The organism is Mycobacterium sp. (assembly GCF_025965855.1).
Taxonomy (GTDB): Bacteria; Actinomycetota; Actinomycetes; order Mycobacteriales; family Mycobacteriaceae; genus Mycobacterium.
Genome location: NZ_JAOPWB010000007.1, coordinates 26,210 through 43,003, shown reverse-complemented (window position 1 = coordinate 43,003; position 16,794 = coordinate 26,210). Strand labels below are relative to the sequence as shown.

At 68.4% G+C, this 16,794-nt stretch carries 15 protein-coding genes and 1 pseudogene; 7 read left to right on the top strand and 9 right to left on the bottom strand.

Translation table 11 applies throughout. The features are described from left to right. The first annotated feature begins 7 nt into the window (after positions 1 to 7). From JWP83_RS00635 to JWP83_RS00620, 4 genes are read left to right on the top strand one after another with little or no spacing between them, the layout of a single operon-like run. Complete coding sequence (locus JWP83_RS00635) at positions 8 to 757, top strand: SDR family NAD(P)-dependent oxidoreductase (RefSeq protein WP_297724594.1); 750 nt, start codon at positions 8 to 10, stop codon at positions 755 to 757. Then, the gene (cbiE, locus tag JWP83_RS00630) at positions 754 to 1,926 is read left to right on the top strand and encodes a precorrin-6y C5,15-methyltransferase (decarboxylating) subunit CbiE (protein WP_297724591.1); all 1,173 of its coding nucleotides are present in this window, start codon (positions 754 to 756) and stop codon (positions 1,924 to 1,926) included. Before JWP83_RS00635 ends, cbiE begins: the two co-directional genes overlap by 4 nt. Continuing rightward, a complete protein-coding gene (gene cobM, locus JWP83_RS00625) occupies positions 1,923 to 2,675 on the top strand; it encodes a precorrin-4 C(11)-methyltransferase (protein ID WP_297724645.1) in 753 nt (250 codons plus the stop codon). Before cbiE ends, cobM begins: the two co-directional genes overlap by 4 nt. Further along, positions 2,675 to 3,400 carry a cobalt-precorrin-6A reductase gene (locus JWP83_RS00620; RefSeq protein ID WP_297724587.1) on the top strand — a complete coding sequence of 242 codons (726 nt, stop codon included), beginning with the start codon at positions 2,675 to 2,677 and terminating at the stop codon, positions 3,398 to 3,400. Before cobM ends, JWP83_RS00620 begins: the two co-directional genes overlap by 1 nt. On the opposite strand, the gene sigC is transcribed toward JWP83_RS00620, so the two are convergent. Further along, positions 3,397 to 3,951, bottom strand: a complete 555-nt coding sequence (gene sigC, locus JWP83_RS00615; RefSeq protein ID WP_297724642.1) for an RNA polymerase sigma factor SigC — start codon at positions 3,949 to 3,951, stop codon at positions 3,397 to 3,399. The genes JWP83_RS00620 and sigC overlap by 4 nt on opposite strands. Positions 3,952 to 4,119: 168 nt before the next feature. Next, positions 4,120 to 4,737 (bottom strand): annotated as a pseudogene (locus JWP83_RS00610) (DUF2275 domain-containing protein); the annotation flags it as partial. Here JWP83_RS00610 and JWP83_RS31090 point away from each other — a divergent pair. Next, positions 4,644 to 5,108 (top strand): hypothetical protein, encoded by a 465-nt coding sequence (locus JWP83_RS31090; RefSeq protein WP_367185559.1) that lies wholly within the window; start codon positions 4,644 to 4,646, stop codon positions 5,106 to 5,108. The pseudogene JWP83_RS00610 and the gene JWP83_RS31090 overlap by 94 nt on opposite strands. 44 nt (positions 5,109 to 5,152) lie before the next feature. Here JWP83_RS31090 and JWP83_RS00605 read toward each other — a convergent pair whose 3' ends face one another. The 3 genes from JWP83_RS00605 to cobG are packed head-to-tail and all read right to left on the bottom strand — an operon-like array spanning position 5,153 to position 8,388. Beyond that, positions 5,153 to 6,646, bottom strand: coding sequence for a precorrin-2 C(20)-methyltransferase (locus tag JWP83_RS00605; RefSeq protein ID WP_297724584.1), 1,494 nt, complete (start codon positions 6,644 to 6,646; stop codon positions 5,153 to 5,155). Beyond that, on the bottom strand, positions 6,643 to 7,269 hold the full coding sequence (locus JWP83_RS00600; RefSeq protein WP_297724581.1) for a precorrin-8X methylmutase: 627 nt from the start codon (positions 7,267 to 7,269) through the stop codon (positions 6,643 to 6,645). The genes JWP83_RS00605 and JWP83_RS00600 overlap by 4 nt, the downstream gene beginning before the upstream one ends. A 9-nt stretch (positions 7,270 to 7,278) precedes the next feature. Next, entirely contained in the window at positions 7,279 to 8,388 is a 1,110-nt protein-coding gene (gene cobG, locus JWP83_RS00595) for a precorrin-3B synthase (protein ID WP_297724578.1), read from the bottom strand. A gap of 123 nt (positions 8,389 to 8,511) precedes the next feature. Between cobG and JWP83_RS00590 the strand changes: the two genes are divergently transcribed. Next, entirely contained in the window at positions 8,512 to 9,180 is a 669-nt protein-coding gene (locus JWP83_RS00590; RefSeq protein ID WP_297724574.1) for an alpha/beta fold hydrolase, read from the top strand. Positions 9,181 to 9,183: 3 nt separating this feature from the next. Next, the gene (gene cobN, locus JWP83_RS00585) at positions 9,184 to 12,759 is read left to right on the top strand and encodes a cobaltochelatase subunit CobN (protein WP_297724571.1); all 3,576 of its coding nucleotides are present in this window, start codon (positions 9,184 to 9,186) and stop codon (positions 12,757 to 12,759) included. A gap of 74 nt (positions 12,760 to 12,833) precedes the next feature. Here cobN and JWP83_RS00580 read toward each other — a convergent pair whose 3' ends face one another. From JWP83_RS00580 to JWP83_RS00565, 4 genes are read right to left on the bottom strand one after another with little or no spacing between them, the layout of a single operon-like run. Beyond that, complete coding sequence (locus tag JWP83_RS00580) at positions 12,834 to 13,637, bottom strand: SDR family oxidoreductase (RefSeq protein WP_297724568.1); 804 nt, start codon at positions 13,635 to 13,637, stop codon at positions 12,834 to 12,836. 31 nt (positions 13,638 to 13,668) lie between these two features. Next, positions 13,669 to 14,256 (bottom strand): TetR/AcrR family transcriptional regulator, encoded by a 588-nt coding sequence (locus tag JWP83_RS00575; RefSeq protein WP_367185558.1) that lies wholly within the window; start codon positions 14,254 to 14,256, stop codon positions 13,669 to 13,671. Positions 14,257 to 14,311: 55 nt separating this feature from the next. Continuing rightward, positions 14,312 to 15,457 (bottom strand): sulfotransferase, encoded by a 1,146-nt coding sequence (locus JWP83_RS00570; RefSeq protein ID WP_297724563.1) that lies wholly within the window; start codon positions 15,455 to 15,457, stop codon positions 14,312 to 14,314. Continuing rightward, positions 15,454 to 16,686 (bottom strand): hypothetical protein, encoded by a 1,233-nt coding sequence (locus JWP83_RS00565; protein ID WP_297724560.1) that lies wholly within the window; start codon positions 16,684 to 16,686, stop codon positions 15,454 to 15,456. The genes JWP83_RS00570 and JWP83_RS00565 overlap by 4 nt, the downstream gene beginning before the upstream one ends. Positions 16,687 to 16,794 lie beyond the last annotated feature (108 nt).

The window sequence follows — 16,794 nt, the reverse complement described above, 5'->3', positions numbered from 1 at the left end:
CGCAGCCGTGGACGACACGGGCGCGGGTCCGGTACTAATCCTGGGCGGCCGCAGCGAAATCGGCATCGAGCTCGCGCGTCGCCTGGCCCCGGGGGCGACGGTGGTGCTGGCCGCACGCAGAGCCGATCAGCTCGACGACCAGCTCGCTACCCTCAAAGCCGCCGGAGCCGCGGCGGTGCACACCCGGGAATTCGACGCCGACGACCTGGCCTCGCACGGCCCGTTGGTCGCATCGATCGTCGCTGAACACGGACCCATCGGCACCGCCGTACTGGCCTTCGGCATCCTCGGCGACCAGGCCCGCGCCGAGACCGACGCCGAGCACGCGGTCGCCATCGTGCACACCGACTATGTCGCCGAAGTCAGCATGCTCACGCACCTCGCCGCCGCCATGCGCACCGCCGGCCGCGGCTCGCTGGTTGTCTTCTCCTCGGTCGCCGGAGTTCGGGTGCGCCGCGCCAACTATGTCTACGGCTCGGCGAAGGCGGGCCTGGACGGCTTCGCCAGCGGCCTGGCCGACGCGCTGCACGGAACCGGCGTGCACTTACTCCTTGCACGCCCGGGATTCGTCATCGGACGCATGACCGAGGGCATGAGGCCCGCGCCGCTGTCGAGCACCCCCGAGCAAGTGGCCGCGGAGACCGCGCGTGCGCTGGCCAAGGGTCGACGCACCGTGTGGATCCCGTGGTCATTGCGGCCGATGTTCTTCGTGATGCGGCTGCTGCCGCAGTTCGTCTGGCGCAGGATGCCCCGATGATCGTCATTGTCGGTATCGGCGCCGACGGCATGGCCGGGCTCGCCGAAACCTCGCGCGCCGAATTGCAGAGAGCCACAGTCATATACGGGTCCAGGCGCCAGCTCGACCTGCTGGACGACACGGTGGTCGCGCGCCGCCGGGAGTGGCCGTCCCCGATGCTGCCCGCACTGCACACCTTGCCCGTCGAAGCCGCAACGGACATCCACGTGGTGGCCAGCGGCGACCCGCTGCTGCACGGCATCGGCGGCACGCTGATCCGGTTGTACGGCCCCGAAAAAGTCAGGGTGTTGCCGCACGTGTCGTCGGTGACGTTGGCGTGCGCGCGGATGGGCTGGAACGCCCACGACACCGAGGTGATCAGCCTGGTCACCGCGCAACCGCACACCGCCGTGCGCCGCGGCGGGCGGGCAATCGTACTGTCGAAAAACGGATCCACGCCCAAGGAACTGGCGACACTGCTCAACGCGTACGGCCGCGGCGACTCCGAGTTCAGCGTGCTCGAAAACCTCGGCGGCCCAACCGAAGGCCGCCGCGACGCCACCGCGCGCCAATGGGCCGACGACCCGCCACAAGACGTCGACGACCTCAACATCATCGCCGTCCGCTACCTGCCCGACGAACGCATGTCGCCGTATCCCGATGACGCGTTCGCCCATGACGGCCAGATCACCAAACACGGGGTCCGGGCGGTGACGCTGGCCGCGCTGGCGCCGCGACCCGGGGAACGGCTGTGGGACGTCGGCGCGGGCTCGGGCAGCGTCAGCGTCGAGTGGTGCCTGAGCTGGCGGGGTTGCAGCGCGGCGGCCTTCGAGCGCGACGAGCGGCGCCGCCCCAACATCGAATCCAACGCCGCGGCCTTCGGCGTCAGCATCGACGTCCACGGCGAGGCGCCGGAGGCGTTCGACGGCGTCGAAGCGCCATCGGCGATCTTCATCGGCGGCGGCCTGACCCAACCCGGCCTACTCGAGGCGTGCCTCGACAACCTGCCCAGAGGAGGGCGCCTGGTCGCCAACGCGGTCACCGTCGAATCGGAAGCCTTTCTCGCACATTCCTATTCACGATTCGGTGGCCAGCTTCGGAGCCTCCAGCACTATCATGGCGAGCCGCTCGGCGACTTCACCGGATGGCGCCCGCAGCTGCCGGTCACCCAATGGGCGGTGACCAGGTGACGGTGTACTTCATCGGCGCGGGCCCGGGCGCCGCCGACCTCATCACGGTCCGCGGCCAGCGGCTCCTCGAAAGATGCGCGACGTGCCTCTACGCGGGCTCCATCATGCCCGACGACCTGCTGGCGCTATGCCCGCACGACGCGAAAGTCATTGATACCGGCCCTCTTACGCTGGAACAGATTGTCACCGAGATCGCCGACGCCGACGCCGCGGGCCATGACGTCGCACGGCTGCACTCCGGTGATCCTTCGCTGTACAGTGCGCTGGCCGAACAGTGCCGCCGACTCGACGCGCTGGGAATCGACTACGAAATCGTTCCGGGCGTACCGGCTTTCGCCGCTGCTGCGGCCGCGTTGAAGCGCGAACTCACCGTCCCCGGGGTGGCTCAGACGGTGACGCTGACCCGGGTCGCCACCCTGTCGACACCCATGCCGCCCGGCGAAGAGCTGAGCGAGCTCGCCCGATCCGGTGCCACCTTGGTCCTGCACCTGGCCGCCGCCCAGATCGACACCATCGTCCCACAACTATTACAAGGCTACCGACCCGAAACGCCCGCCGCGGTAGTGGCTTTCGCCAGCTGGCCGCAGCAGACTGTGCTGCGCGGCACGCTGGCCGGCATCGCCGCTCAGATTCACGACGCCAACATCACCAAGACCGCCGTGATCATCGTCGGCGACGTGCTGGCCGCCGAGGGATTCACCGACAGCTACCTGTATTCCGCCGGGCGGATCCGGGGGAGCCGGCACTGATGCGGGTCCTGCTGCTAGGCGGCACCGCCGAGGCCCGCGCGCTGGCGAAAACCCTTCACCCGCGCGTCGACATCATCAGCTCGCTGGCCGGCCGCGTCCCCGATCCCGCCCTGCCGGTCGGCCCGGTGCGCATCGGGGGCTTCGGCGGCGTCGACGGACTGCGACGCTGGCTGCGAGACGAACACATCGGCGCCGTCGTCGACGCCACCCACCCGTTCGCGGCGACCATGACGGCGCACGCCGCCGAAGCGTGTGCCGCGCTGCGGCTACCGCATTTGGTGCTCGCCCGTGCGGCCTGGGCGCCCGGCAACGCCATAGTCGTCGAATCCGACACCGAAGCGGCGAAAGCCGCTGCAAAGCAACAATATTCGCGGGTTTTTCTCACCACCGGCCGCTCAAGCGTCCAAGCCTTCGCGGACAGCGACGCGTGGTTTTTGATCCGCGCGGTGACCGCGCCGGATGCCGCCTCGCTGCCGCGTCATCACCAGCTGCTGCTGTCGCGCGGCCCGTATCGCTACGACGGCGAACTCTCGCTGCTGGCCGAGCACCGGATCGAGGCGCTGGTCACCAAGAACAGCGGCGGCGACATGACCCGGGCCAAGCTGGACGCCGCTGCCGCGCTGCACATTCCGGTGGTGATGGTCGCGAGGCCGCGGCTTCCGGCCGGGGTCACAGCGGTGGGCACGGTGGAAGATGCCGCGGAATGGGTTGCGGGGCTGGACTAGCCGGTCAGGTGCTCGCGCTCCACGTCGGCCAGCAGCGCGTCGCGGGCGCGGGCGACGCGGGATCGGATGGTGCCCACCGGGCACCCGCAGACCACCGCGGCGTCGGCGTAGGGCAGCCCGAGCAGCTGGGTGAGCAACAGGGCTTCCCGCTGCTCTGTGGTGAGGTTCGCGATCATCGTGGTCACCTCGACCAGGTCCTCGAATCCGCGGGCATGGCGGTCACGGCTGAGGAAGTGGTCGGGATCGGCGCCGGACGCGGTGCGCGGCCGCGATTGGGCGTGCCGGACGTGATCGGCGACGACACGGCGCGCGATGGCCAGCAGCCAGGTTCGGGCACTGGATCGTCCGGAGAACCGCTCGATCGCGCCGATCGCCCGCAGGAAGGTTTCTTGCGTCAAGTCGTCGGCGGTGCTCGCGTCGGAGAGATAGGTGACGAAACGCCAAACGTCTTGCTGGGTCGCTTTGATGAACGCCTCGAGCGCCCGCGCGTTCCCGCGTGCGGCAGCCAACGCGAGGTCGGTAACGGCCTCGTCGTCGCTTGACGCGGTCATAGCCAACCACCTTAGTTGTGCGGGCGTGGTCAGTCTACGACGGGTCGTCGTAGAGAGAGCCGAGCGGTTGATCGGCCAGAGATGCCGGTGCCGCCGACCGCCGGGTGCCTCTGACGCACGGGCAGGGTAGTCGGCATCAATATCGGAGTTGCGCGGCATCCCGGCCCCCACCCGCTCGCGCGCCACCAGCAACGCGAAGACCAGACCCAACAGCAGGGGCATGTGACTGGCGATGCGCGTCGCGGTCACCTCGCCAGCGAAGGCGTCGACGACGACGTAGCCCAACAGCGCGACGGAATACACACCGGTGATCGCCGCCACGCCAACCGCGGTGACGGGCCATACGCCCGCGGCGATCATCGCCATACCCAGCGCCAGCAACCACGCGGTGGACTCATGCATCAGGTGCTCTCCAGACATCGCGCCGTGCATGTGGCTCGACACCATGCCGAAATCGATCCCGCTGATCTGGGCGGCGGCGATCGCCACCTGGAACACACCGACACCGATCAGGCCCCAGCGGCGGTAGTGCGACCGCAACCAGCGCAGCGAGCGGTGATACGCCGGGGACTGCTGATCGAGGCTCGCCATGATTTTTGCGACCAGGTCCGGTCCCTCGCCGGGTTCGATCGAGGCGAGCCGCCGAGTCTGCACCGCCGCGCCGATCAACCAGGTGCGGCAAGCGCGGCACGATTCCAGGTGGGCATCGACCTGTTGCGCGAGGACCTGCGGACGCTCGCCGTCCAATCGGGCAGAAAGCGCCTCACGCGCAACGTCACACCGCATCCCTGCATCGTTGCGCATGCCCGGTCGCCGCGCAAAGGCCTGGGGAAAGAGGCGGTGGGAACCAAACCGTCCGGCAAACCGACCACTGGAGGCAAGCCTCACCGCCACGACATCCACCGAAGAGGTATTCGTGTTCCTGCCCGAAGGCCCCCGACGGTGACCGCCCCGATCTGGATCGCCTTGCCGCCCGAGGTGCACTCCACATTGCTGAGCAGCGCGGGCCGATCGGGTTTGCCGGAACCGCAACCAAATCCGGCGTGTCCCGGCCCGCCGGGTTGATGACGCTAACTGGCCAAAGGTCGAGCGACGGCCCGACGTTACCGATGCTGCCCAATGGCTGGGGCGACCACTCGCCGAACATGGCCGACTAACGGCGTCTGGCGATGGCTCGAGGGGTAACGGAGAGGGCGCCGATTCAGCCGGGGTAGCGCCGAGGCGTGAACACCCGGTCACCGAAATCGTCTGAATGCCATTGGGTTTGCGAGGACCCGACGATCAGCAGGCAGCGCATGTCGACCTCGGCGGGGTCGAGATCGGCCAGGCGCACCACGCGCACGTCTTCGTCGGGCCCGGCCACCGGCCCGGAAACACTGCGCCCGATCACCACCGGAGTGCCGGGTTCGCGATGGACCATCAGCACGTCGCGCATCGCCGCGACCTGCCAGGTCCGGGCCTTGGACGCCGGGTTGTAGATGGCCAGCACCAGATCGGCGGCGGCCGCGGCGGTCAGGCGCGCGGAAATCACGTCCCAAGGTTTGAGTCGGTCGGACAACGAGATCACCGCGTAGTCGTGACCCAACGGAGCGCCGACCCGGCTGGCGACGGCCTGCGCTGCCGTCATCGCCGGAATGACCCGGATCCGCACTCCCGGCCACTGTTTGGCTTCTTCCAGCACGGCGGTCGCCATCGCGAAAACGCCCGGATCGCCCGACGACACCACCGCGACGGTGTGCCCTTGCTCGGCCAGCGCGCAGGCAAGCCGCGCACGCGTGGGTTCGTCGGTGTTGTCGCTGGGATGGCGCCGCTGGCCGTCATGGACCGGGACGCGGTCCAGGTAGCCGCCATAGCCGATCAGATCCGTCGCGGCGGCCAGCTCGCGTCGGCTCTGCGGCGTCATCCAATCGAGGTCACCGGGTCCCAGGCCCACCACCGCGACGGTTCCCGCCCGCGACGACTGCTCGCGCGGCCGCCGGCCGCCCGGCAGCATGGCCAGCGAAAAGTACGGCACGCTGGCCTCGTCCACTTCCGCGGCGGGCAGGATGCGTTGTCCGGGCGTGCTGGCCCGCTCCACGTAGAATGCGTCGTCAAGCTGTCCTGATGCTGAAAGTGCTTCCCGCACAGCGTGATACGAGCGGCCCAGTTTGAGCACCACCGCGGCGTCGGCGTCGGCGAGCCGCCGGGTCAGCTCGCCGACGGGCAGGGTGCCCGGCAGCACCGACAGCACCTCGTCGCCGGCCACCAGCGGTGTCGCGATCGCCGCCGAGGCGGCGCTCACCGACGTGACACCGGGCACGATGACGGCGTTGAACCGCCGCGTCAGCCGAGTGTGCAAATGCATGTACGAGCTGTAGAACAGCGGATCGCCCTCGGCGAGCAGCGCCACGTCGCGACCGGCATCGAGATGGTCGGCGATGCGCCGGGTGGCATCGGCGTAGAAGTCTTCGAGCGCGCCGGCGTAGCCGCCGGGATGGTCGGTCCCCTCCGTAGTCACCGGATAGATCAGGTGTTCCTCGATCTGACCGGACCGCAGATACGGTTCGGCGATTCCGCGGGCGATGCTGCGACCGTGCCGGGCGCTGTGGTAGGCCACCACATCGGCCTCGCCGATCACCCGGGCGGCCTTGACCGTCACCAATTCCGGGTCCCCGGGCCCCAATCCGACTCCCCACAGCGTGCCGCGCACGGTCATTCGGTGTCGCTCGCGATCGCGTTGACTGCGGCGGCGGCCATGGCGCTGCCGCCGCGGCGGCCTCGCACCACCAGATAGGACATGCCGCGCGGACGCTCGACGAGTTCCTGCTTGGACTGCGCCGACCCGACGAATCCGACCGGCCCACCGAGTACCGCCCCCGGCGGGGAGGCTCCCTCGTCGATCAGCTCCAGCAGCCGAAACAGGGCGGTGGGCGCGTTACCGATGGCCAGCACCGCGCCGGCCAGCCGGTCGGCCCACAGCTCCACGCCGGCCGCCGAGCGTGTGGTGTGCCGGCGTGCGGCCAGTTCGGCGGCGCGCGGATCGGCCACCAGCGACACCACCTCGTTGCCGGCGGGCAGCCGCGCGGCGGTGATCCCGGCGGCCACAATCGACGAATCACAGAGCACCGGGGCACCACCACGCAGGGCGGCGCTGGCACGTGTCACCACGTCGTCGGTGTAGGCAACGTGGTCGGCGACGTCGACCTGTCCGCAGGTGTGGATCAACCGCACCACGACCCGTGCGACGTCGTCGGGGAAGCGCGTCAGGTCGGCTTCGGCGCGGATGGCCGCGAACGACTGGCGGTAGATCTCCGCCGCGTCGCGGATGTAGTCGAGCACCCGCTCACCCTAAGGGCTCTGTGTGCGTAGCAGTCGATATCCCTGTCCGCTCGCGACCAGAACCTGACCGACGGGCGGGCTGCCGCACGCGCGCTCGCAGCCGACGAAATGACGGTGTACGGCGGAATCCGCGTCCAACGACGCCGCCGCGTCGGCCCGCACGTCGGCGGCCGAGTGCTCGCAGCCGGGGCTGCCGGTGCAGGCGCTGACGCTCAGCCAGGGGGACTGCTCGTCGAAAACCAGGCCCAACGGCGCCAGCACGCGCAGCGCGGTGTCTGCGACTCGCTCGTCGAGATCGCACACCAGCACCGATCGCCACGGCGTGATCACGAGCGGGGCCTCGATGGCGGCCAGATATTCCGCGACCCGCGCTGGCAGCACGCCCAGCGGCACCGCGGCGCCTAGCGCCACCCGGCCGCCATCTTGGCCGATCCAGCCCACTGGTGGTCTGGTGACGGGTGGAAAAGCCGCACCGAGTTCGGCGCCGGGCAACAACTCCGCAAGGTCGGCCAATTCGTTTACGCGCCAAGCCTTCCCGCGTACCTCGATGAACCGCACCGCGAGCGCGACCAGTGACTGCGCGACGTTGGCGACGGCCTGCCGGACGCCGGTGTCCCGCCCTGCCAACAGCAGCGCGACGACGCCGTCGTCCAGCGCGTGCGCGCCGACGTCGGCGCCCAGGCCGGACACGTCGGCGCGGCCGTCGTCGAGGCTGAACCAGAACCGGCCCCCCAGCTCCGTCAGCCTGGGTTCGGCGCAAATCGCCGCGTCCAGCTCGCTCACCCACCCGCGCACATCGGCGCGCCCGCGCGTCCGGCCCGAGAGCGGCGACGCGACGATGTTGCGGACCCGCTCATGTGTTGGCGACGGCAACAGCCCGGCTTGTGTGAGCAGCTCCGCAACCGCCGTCACATCGGTGATCCCGCGCAGTTGCACGTTGCCCCGGGCTGTCAGCTCAAGCGTTCCCGAGCCAAGCTCTCCCGAGACGTGGGCCAGCGCGGCCAGCTGGGCGGCGGCGATCCGGCCACCGGCCAGCCGGACCCGCACCAGCGCGCCGTCGGCGGCCTGATGCACCTGCAGCGCGCCCGGGCAGGCGTCGGTGTCGCGGGCTCTGACCACCCGCCCACGGTACGACTTCGCGCTCCCGTTTCGCGCCGAACGTGTATTCGTTGCGAGCTTCCGGCGAATTTTTCGCGCTGAGTGCACGTTCGGATCCGGCTTGCTTTGGGCACCCTCTTGCCCGTGAGGACGCTGGAGTACGCCCCGGGACGTTGGGCCGATGTCTTCGGCGATTCGACGCGGCCCGCGATCCTGCTGTGGCACGGCATGCAGACCGACGCCCGCGCCGCCGTCCGGCCCCTGGCCGGCATGCTCGCCGGCCACGGTGCGGTGGTTGTCGCGCCGGATTGGAACTCGCACGCCGACGACGGCGGGCGTGCGGACCTGTTGCGTTCACTTGACTTCACCCGCAACCTCGCCGACGCCTTGGTGCTTGTCGGGTGGTCTTTGGGCGGTTGTGCGGCGGCGGCCCTGACGCTTGATGCGGCGCGCTTCGACCTCGCCCTCGCGCATACGGTTTGCCTGGCCGGCGCCTTCATGGTTCCCGATCCGATCTCCGGTCGCCCGCCTACCGACATGCTGTCCGCCGACCGCATCGGTTCGCCGTTCACCTTGCTGCACGGCCTCGCCGACGACGCCGTACCGGTGACCGCCAGCAGGGCGTTCGCGGCGGACCTCCAACAGATCGGCTGGCCGGTGGAGCTGGTGGAGCTGGCCGCCGATCACGGGTCGATCGCCGGCGCGGACTACGACCCGGTCGCGGATCGCTACGAGCCCGCGCGGAGCGGACGGGCGCTCGAGGTGGCCGGTGAGGTCGCCGCGCGCATCGCGGCGACGCTGCGGTACGAATGACAAGTGGCTGAGCCGACGATCCTGCTGCTGTCGACGTCCGACACGGACCTGATCAGCGCCCGTTCCAGCGGCAAAAACTACCGGTGGGCAAACCCGTCGCGCCTTTCCGATGAGGAGCTGCCGGACCTGCTCACCGACGCGTCGATCGTTGTCGTGCGGATCCTCGGGGGTTATCGCGCCTGGCAGAGCGGCATCGACGCGGTGATCGGCAGCGGCCTCCCGACGGTTCTGGTCAGCGGCGAACAGGCCGCCGACGCCGAATTGACCGGCCTGTCCACCCTGGCGGCCGGCATCGCGGTGCAGGCGCACATCTACCTCGCCCACGGCGGCGTGGAGAACCTGCGCCAGCTGCACGCCTTCCTCTCGGACACGGTGCTGATGACCGGCTTCGGATTCACCGCGCCGGTGGTGACGCCGACCTGGGGAGAGCTGCAGCGGCCCAAGGCCACCAATGCCGATGGCCCCACCATCGCCGTGCTCTACTACCGCGCCCAGCAGCTCGCCGGCAACACCGCCTACATCGAGTCGCTGTGCCGGGCCATCGACGACGCCGGCGGGCGCGCGCTACCCCTCTACTGCGCCTCGCTGCGCACCGCCGAACCGGAACTGCTGCACCGGCTCGGCGACGCCGACGCCATGGTGGTCACCGTGCTGGCCGCCGGGGGACTGAGGCCCGCGGAGGCGGCGGCTGGTGGTTCCGATGACAGCTGGAACGTCGGACATCTTGCGGCCCTGGACATCCCGATCCTGCAGGGCCTGTGCCTCACCAGCCCGCGCGAGCAATGGCGCGACAACGCCGACGGCCTGAGCCCGCTCGACGTGGCCAGCCAGGTCGCGGTGCCCGAGTTCGACGGGCGCATCATCACGGTTCCGTTCTCGTTCAAGGAGATTGACGACGACGGGCTTATCTCCTATGTCGCCGATCCGGAACGCTGCGCGCGGGTCGCGGGGCTGGCGATCCGGCATGCGCGGTTGCGCCATGTCCCGGCGGCCGATAAGCGGGTGGCCCTGGTGTTTTCGGCCTATCCGACCAAGCACGCCCGCATCGGCAACGCGGTCGGGCTCGACACTCCGGCGAGCGCGGTCGCGCTGCTGCGCGCGATGCGCGAACGCGGGTATCAGGTGGGCGATCTGCCCGGCGTCGAGGCCGACGACGGGGATGCCCTTATTCACGCGTTGATCGAACGCGGCGGACAAGATCCCGATTGGCTCACCGAAGGGCAGCTGGCCGGAAATCCGATTCGGGTGTCCGCCAAGGATTATCGCGATTGGTTCGCGATGCTGCCCGCCGAGCTCGCCGATGCTGTTGAAAAGCACTGGGGCCCGGCGCCCGGCAACCTCTTCGTCGACCGCAGCAACGACCCCGACGGCGAGATCGTCTTCGCCGCAATGCGAGCGGGCAACCTGGTCCTGATGGTCCAGCCACCCCGCGGCTTCGGGGAAAACCCGGTCGCCATCTACCACGACCCGGACCTGCCGCCCAGTCACCACTACCTGGCCGCCTACCACTGGCTTGACGCCGGGTTTCACGCCGACGCCGTCGTCCACCTCGGCAAGCACGGCAACCTCGAATGGCTACCCGGCAAGACGCTGGGCATGTCGGCGGCCTGCGGACCCGACGCCGCGCTGGGCAACCTGCCCCTGATCTACCCTTTCCTGGTCAACGACCCCGGCGAGGGAACCCAGGCCAAGCGGCGCGCGCACGCCGTGCTCGTCGACCATCTCATCCCGCCGATGGCGCGCGCCGAAACCTACGGCGACATAGCGCGTTTGGAGCAGCTGCTCGACGAGCACGCCAGCGTCGCGGCGCTGGACCCCGGCAAGCTGCCCGCCATCCGCCAGCAGATCTGGACGCTGATCCGGGCCGCCAAGATGGACCACGACCTGGGGCTGACGGAACGGCCCGCCGAGGACGCCTTCGATAACATGATCCTGCACGTCGACGGGTGGCTTTGCGAGATCAAGGACGTCCAGATCCGCGACGGGCTGCACGTTCTGGGTCAGAAGCCAACGGGGGACACCGAACTCGATCTGGTGCTGGCCATCCTGCGGGCCCGCCAGCTGTTCGGCGGCGAGCAGGCCATCCCCGGACTGCGGCAGGCACTCGGCCTGGCCGAGGACGGCACCGACGAACGGTCGTCGGTCGACCGGGCCGAGGCCACCGCCCGCGGATTGGTCGCGGCTCTGCAGGCGGCTGACTGGGATCCCGACGCCGCCGAAAAGCTCACCGACAATGCCGAAGCCGCGGCGGTGCTGCGGTTCGCGGCCACCGAAGTGGTGCCCCGGCTCGCCGGCACTGCGAACGAAATCGATCAGGTCTTAAGAGCGCTGGACGGCCATTTCATCCCGGCCGGCCCTTCGGGGTCACCGCTGCGCGGCCTGGTCAACGTGCTGCCGACCGGGCGCAACTTCTACTCCGTGGACCCCAAGGCGGTGCCGTCCCGGCTGGCGTGGGAAGCCGGTGTGGCGCTGGCTGATTCGCTGCTGGCCCGGTACCGGACCGACCGCGGGCAATGGCCGCAGTCGGTCGGGCTGTCGGTGTGGGGCACCTCGGCGATGCGCACCGCCGGCGACGACATCGCCGAAGTCCTCGCGCTGCTGGGCGTTCGACCGGTCTGGGACGACGCGTCGCGGCGCGTCGTGGGCATGGCGCCGATTCCGCTGGAAGAGCTGGGCCGCCCGCGCATCGACGTCACCGTGCGGATTTCGGGGTTCTTCCGGGACGCCTTCCCGCACGTCGTCACCATGCTCGACGACGCGGTCCAATTGGTCGCCGAGCTCGACGAACCCGCCGAGGACAACTATGTGCGCGCGCACGCCCAGGCCGACCTGGCCCAGCACGGTGACCAACGCCGTTCCACCACGAGGATTTTCGGATCCAAGCCCGGAACTTACGGTGCCGGACTGCTGCAGCTGATCGACAGCCGCAACTGGCGCGACGACGCCGACCTCGCGCAGGTGTACACCGCGTGGGGCGGGTTTGCCTACGGGCGCGGTTTGGATGGTCGGCCTGCCACCGAAGATATGAACCGCCAGTACCGGCGCATCGCCGTGGCCGCCAAGAACACCGACACCCGTGAGCACGACATCGCCGACTCCGACGACTACTTCCAGTACCACGGCGGCATGGTCGCCACGGTGCGCGCGCTGACCGGGCAGGCGCCCGCCGCCTACATCGGCGACAACACCAGGCCCGACGCGATCCGCACCCGGACCTTGTCGGAGGAGACCACCCGGGTGTTTCGCGCCCGCGTGGTCAATCCGCGGTGGATGGCGGCGATGCGCAGGCACGGCTACAAGGGTGCGTTCGAGATGGCGGCGACCGTGGACTACCTGTTCGGCTACGACGCCACCGCGGGCGTGATGGCCGACTGGATGTACGAACAACTGACCGAGCGGTACGTGCTGGATTCCGAGAACCGCAAGTTCATGGCCGAATCCAACCCGTGGGCGCTGCACGGCATGGCCGAACGGCTGCTGGAGGCCGCCGGCCGCGGCATGTGGGTGGAGCCGCAACCGGAAACCCTCGACGGGCTGCGCCGGGCGCTGCTCGAAACCGAGGGTGACCTGGAAGGCTGAGCGCGCCGAGCAGACGCAGTATCGCACTGCGCCGGGCGTCCTAGTGCGATCCTCCGTCTGCTCGCGGGACACACTCAGATGAAGTCCGATCCGCCGTCCACGTTGACCGTGGCCCCCGTGACGTAACCGTTTCGCCGCGACGCCAGGTAGGCGGTAATGGAAGCGACCTCTTCGGGAAGTCCAGCGCGACCCAGGTCGCAGGGCTGGTGAAAGTTGTTGTCGATCCAGGTCATGACATCGACCGGATTGGTGGCGTCGAGGCCATCCGCGGCGAGGACGTCTTTGAGTACCTCGGTGAAGCTGGCAGTCACAATGGTCCCGGGGCACACGCAATTAACCAGAATGCCCTCTTTGGCAAGGCTTTTCGATAAGTTCTTGGTGAGGCTGGTCAATGCCGCCTTCGCTGCCGTGTAGGCGACGATGCGCGGGTTCTGCCGCTGAATCGAGTGTGCAGAGAGCGTCACGATGCGGGCCCAATCCGCGGAGCGCAGCAACGGCAACGAGGCGCGGATCGATCGCACGGCCGACATCGTGCCGAGCGCGAACGCTTCGTCCCATTGTGCGTCGTCCATCTGCTCGAAATAGCCGTCACCCGGTCCTATCGTGTGGACCAGGCTGTTGAGTCGCCCCCAACGCTCGGAGAGTGCGGCGAAGCCATCGGCGATGGACTCGGGATCAGCCATATCCACGCTGATCCCCACGGCATCCGGAGCGCCCGCCGCACGCAGCGACAACACGGCGGCGTCGAGCGCTCCTTGGCTTCTCGCCATCACCGCGACGCTGACTCCCTCGGCCGCAAGGGCTTCGGCGATAGCCAGCCCCATGCCCTTGCTGCCGCCCGTGACCACGGCCGTCGATCCCGCGAAGCCCAGGTCCATCGGTGTCTCCCTCCGGTTTGTGTGTGGTTGGCTAAACCTGGGCGATCGCTTTTGCCGTCACACCCAGCCCGCCCAAGCAGAAACGAAGCGTGCGTTGGCGGACGCTGTCGCGGTCACAATCGCCGGTCGCCCATTGCCGCTCGATGGCCGCCCACACCACGGCGTGGATGGCCTGCGCGTCGGTCACCGGATCGATGTGACGGAACACTTCGCGCTGCAGGCCGCGTTGAAGCACTCCGCTCAGCGGCTTGAGCAACTGCTCGTACGCCGGCTGGACAAGGTCGGGGGAGGCGAACATCTGGGATTGGGCCTCCAGCGACACGCGGCGTAAGTCGGATTTGATGTTGTCGTCGAACGCCAAGTCGAGTCGTCCGTCGATCCACGCCGCCACCGCGCCGATCTCCGTGGTAGCAGAAGCCATTCGCCGCCGTAGTCGCCGTTCCTCCACCCGCGCCATTTCAAGGAAGAGCGCGGCCACCATTTCGTCCTTGGAGTCGAAATGCCGATAGAACGCCCGGGTGCCCAATGACGCGCGTTCTAGAACCGTAGCGATGCTGACGCCTCGAACTCCCTGCTCCCGCAGAGTCGTTGACGCGGCAGCCAGAATCTCGCGGCGCACCGTTGGGTCTGGAGCCAGTTTGTCGCGTCGACGCGTGCGAGGAGTGCCCACGGGGTCAGCCCGTCGCATCGTAGGCGGCGAGGTAGTCCGCAAACCGCTCACGAACACCTCCGGGGGTCAGGCCGTAGTCGGCCAGCTCGTAGTCATGGGTACCGCGCGAGCCCGGTCGATGTTCCCGCGCCCATCGCGTGACCGCACGCAAAGTGGCATCGGTAAAGGTCAAACCCAAAGTCTCGTAACTGGTTTGCAGGGTGCGTACCGGATCAGTTTGCAAGTCGGCGAAGGAGACGTCGGCGAATCGCTCGTCGCCGTGCCGGGCGCGGAACTCCATTGCCCGCCGCACGCCTTCGACCCAGCTGCCGAGCTGCTCGGCGCCAAGCTCCCTGGCGTCATTGCGGTCGCTACTCCAGCTGCGCACGTACTGGATAAGGCTGCACACCGAGGCCATCACCTTGGCCGGATCACGGTGGCTCCACAGGAACTTGGCGTTTGGATATGCCTCGACGAGCGCGTCGAGGGCGAACATGTGCACGGGGGTCTTGAGATGCCACAGGACCGGTGGGCAGTGCCATTGCAGGAGCTTGAGCACTCGCCGGTGAAAGGTGTACGTCTCGCGCATGTCGCAATCCATCAGCCACGCCAGATACCCGGGTGCGCGGACGACGCCGTCGAAGTGGAAGGTACGAAAGCTCATTCCCATCAGGTCCTGGCATTCGGTGGGGGCCGTGGGCTCCGAGTTGTACAGGGTCTTCATCAGAGGGAACATGTCGTGGAGCATGTTCAGGCCGGCCTCGGCCTGCGCGATCCGCGGGTCACTGTGCTGGGTCGCGGCCTCCGGCGGAGGCGTGGGCGCCTGGGATTCCCACATGCGTAGCGAGCGGAACTGAGGATCGGCAGCCACCAGTTGGCTCAGCGCGGTGGTCCCGGTGCGGGGTAAACCGATGACGAAGACGGGTCCGCCGACTACCTGGTCGTCGATCTCGGGGTGGTGAGCGTACGCGTCCTCGATCTTGAGGCGTTGGATCAGGGCGTTGCTGATGGTGGCGTGCTGGATGACGCGGCCCATGTCGTTGAGGTCGGCCCCGGTGTTCAGCGCTTCGACGATGCGTTCGAGGCCCTCGCGATAGTAGGGCGAACCGAAATCATCGAGTCCGGTTGCGGCGCAAGCGCCTTGCTCCAACTCATCAGCGTCGAAGGTCATCGTCCGAACCTTTCGCGCACAGCGTGGCGGCGTGCCACCAGGATGGATCTCCGCTCTTCGGGGGTGACGATTGCGGTGTCCGAAGGCAATTCCGCCCGAATATCGCCGACGGGCACGATTCGCGTCGTCGGTGTCGGCGCCGTTTTGGTGCGCACGCAACGCAGAATGATCGGTCCGTTGCTGTGGCCCTCGGTGTCGAGCCAATTCGCAACCCCGGGATCCTCAGCGCACAGCACCACCCGCACGAGGCCGTCGGAATCCACCGCGGCCTGATGGGCGTTCAGGCTGGATTGATGGCGCCCGTAATGAATGGTTTCCCACCACGGGTTGCCGATGGAAAAGCTCCAGTAAATCCCCTCGGGCGGTTCTACTTCGACGATTAGCGCCTCCCCGGTGCGCAGCTCCCACCGGCCGATCACCGGCCTGTTCTCCGCGGCGGCCCCGATATCGGTGCGGTCGATCGGTGGCAAGAACCCGTTCGCTGGAGCCGCCGCGCCGAATTGCAAGAAGAACGCCAGGTTGTCCCGGACGAAGTCGCCCAGGGCGACCAGCTGCCTCGTCACCGCCACGTCCGGATCGACCGGACGGCTGGTGGCCTCTACCGCGCGGCCGAGGCGCTCGATGCGCAGCGACGATGCCACCTCGGTGTCCCAGTCGTAGAAGAAGTGCCGCACCGTCAACGTGGGATGCTCGCCGTCGATACGCATCCAATTGCCCGTGCGCCCCGTCTCTTCGGAGGCTGACAGCACCACCTCGAAGTTTCCGTCGGCATCCACCTCGAGTTCGTCGACCAGTTCGTTCGCCGTTGCCGCGATGCCGCTCATCGTCTGCAATCCGACGTAGCGGGCGGTGCCGCGATTGCCGAACAGTCGGTAACTCTGCCCGCCGCGCAGCACGGCACGGGCGTAAATGCAGTCCGGACACTCCATCCCCCAGGTCACGACGTCATCGGTAGTGGTGCGTTGGACGAACGGGACCGGATCCGGATCGAACCGCAACACCTCATCGATGCCCGCGGCAAGCAGCACGAGGAGATGTCGCACACCCGCGGCGAGATCGGCTCGGTTTCGGCTCGCCGGGTCGGATTCGACGACCTGGGCGGCCTCGCGAAGCCGGTCCAGCAGATACGACCAAGCCTGTGCCAGGTCGACGTTGACGGGGTCCCCGGACACCGCCGCCTCGGCAATCGAGAACGGCAACCACGCCGGCGGCTCGTTCGGGTCGCCCACGTTTCCCCACTCCGGTCGGTGCTACAAGGCCCTTAAATGAAAACTCGATTTACGTTTAACGCTTGATGACTATTGCAGCCGATGGATGCGAATGTCAACGATGCATTC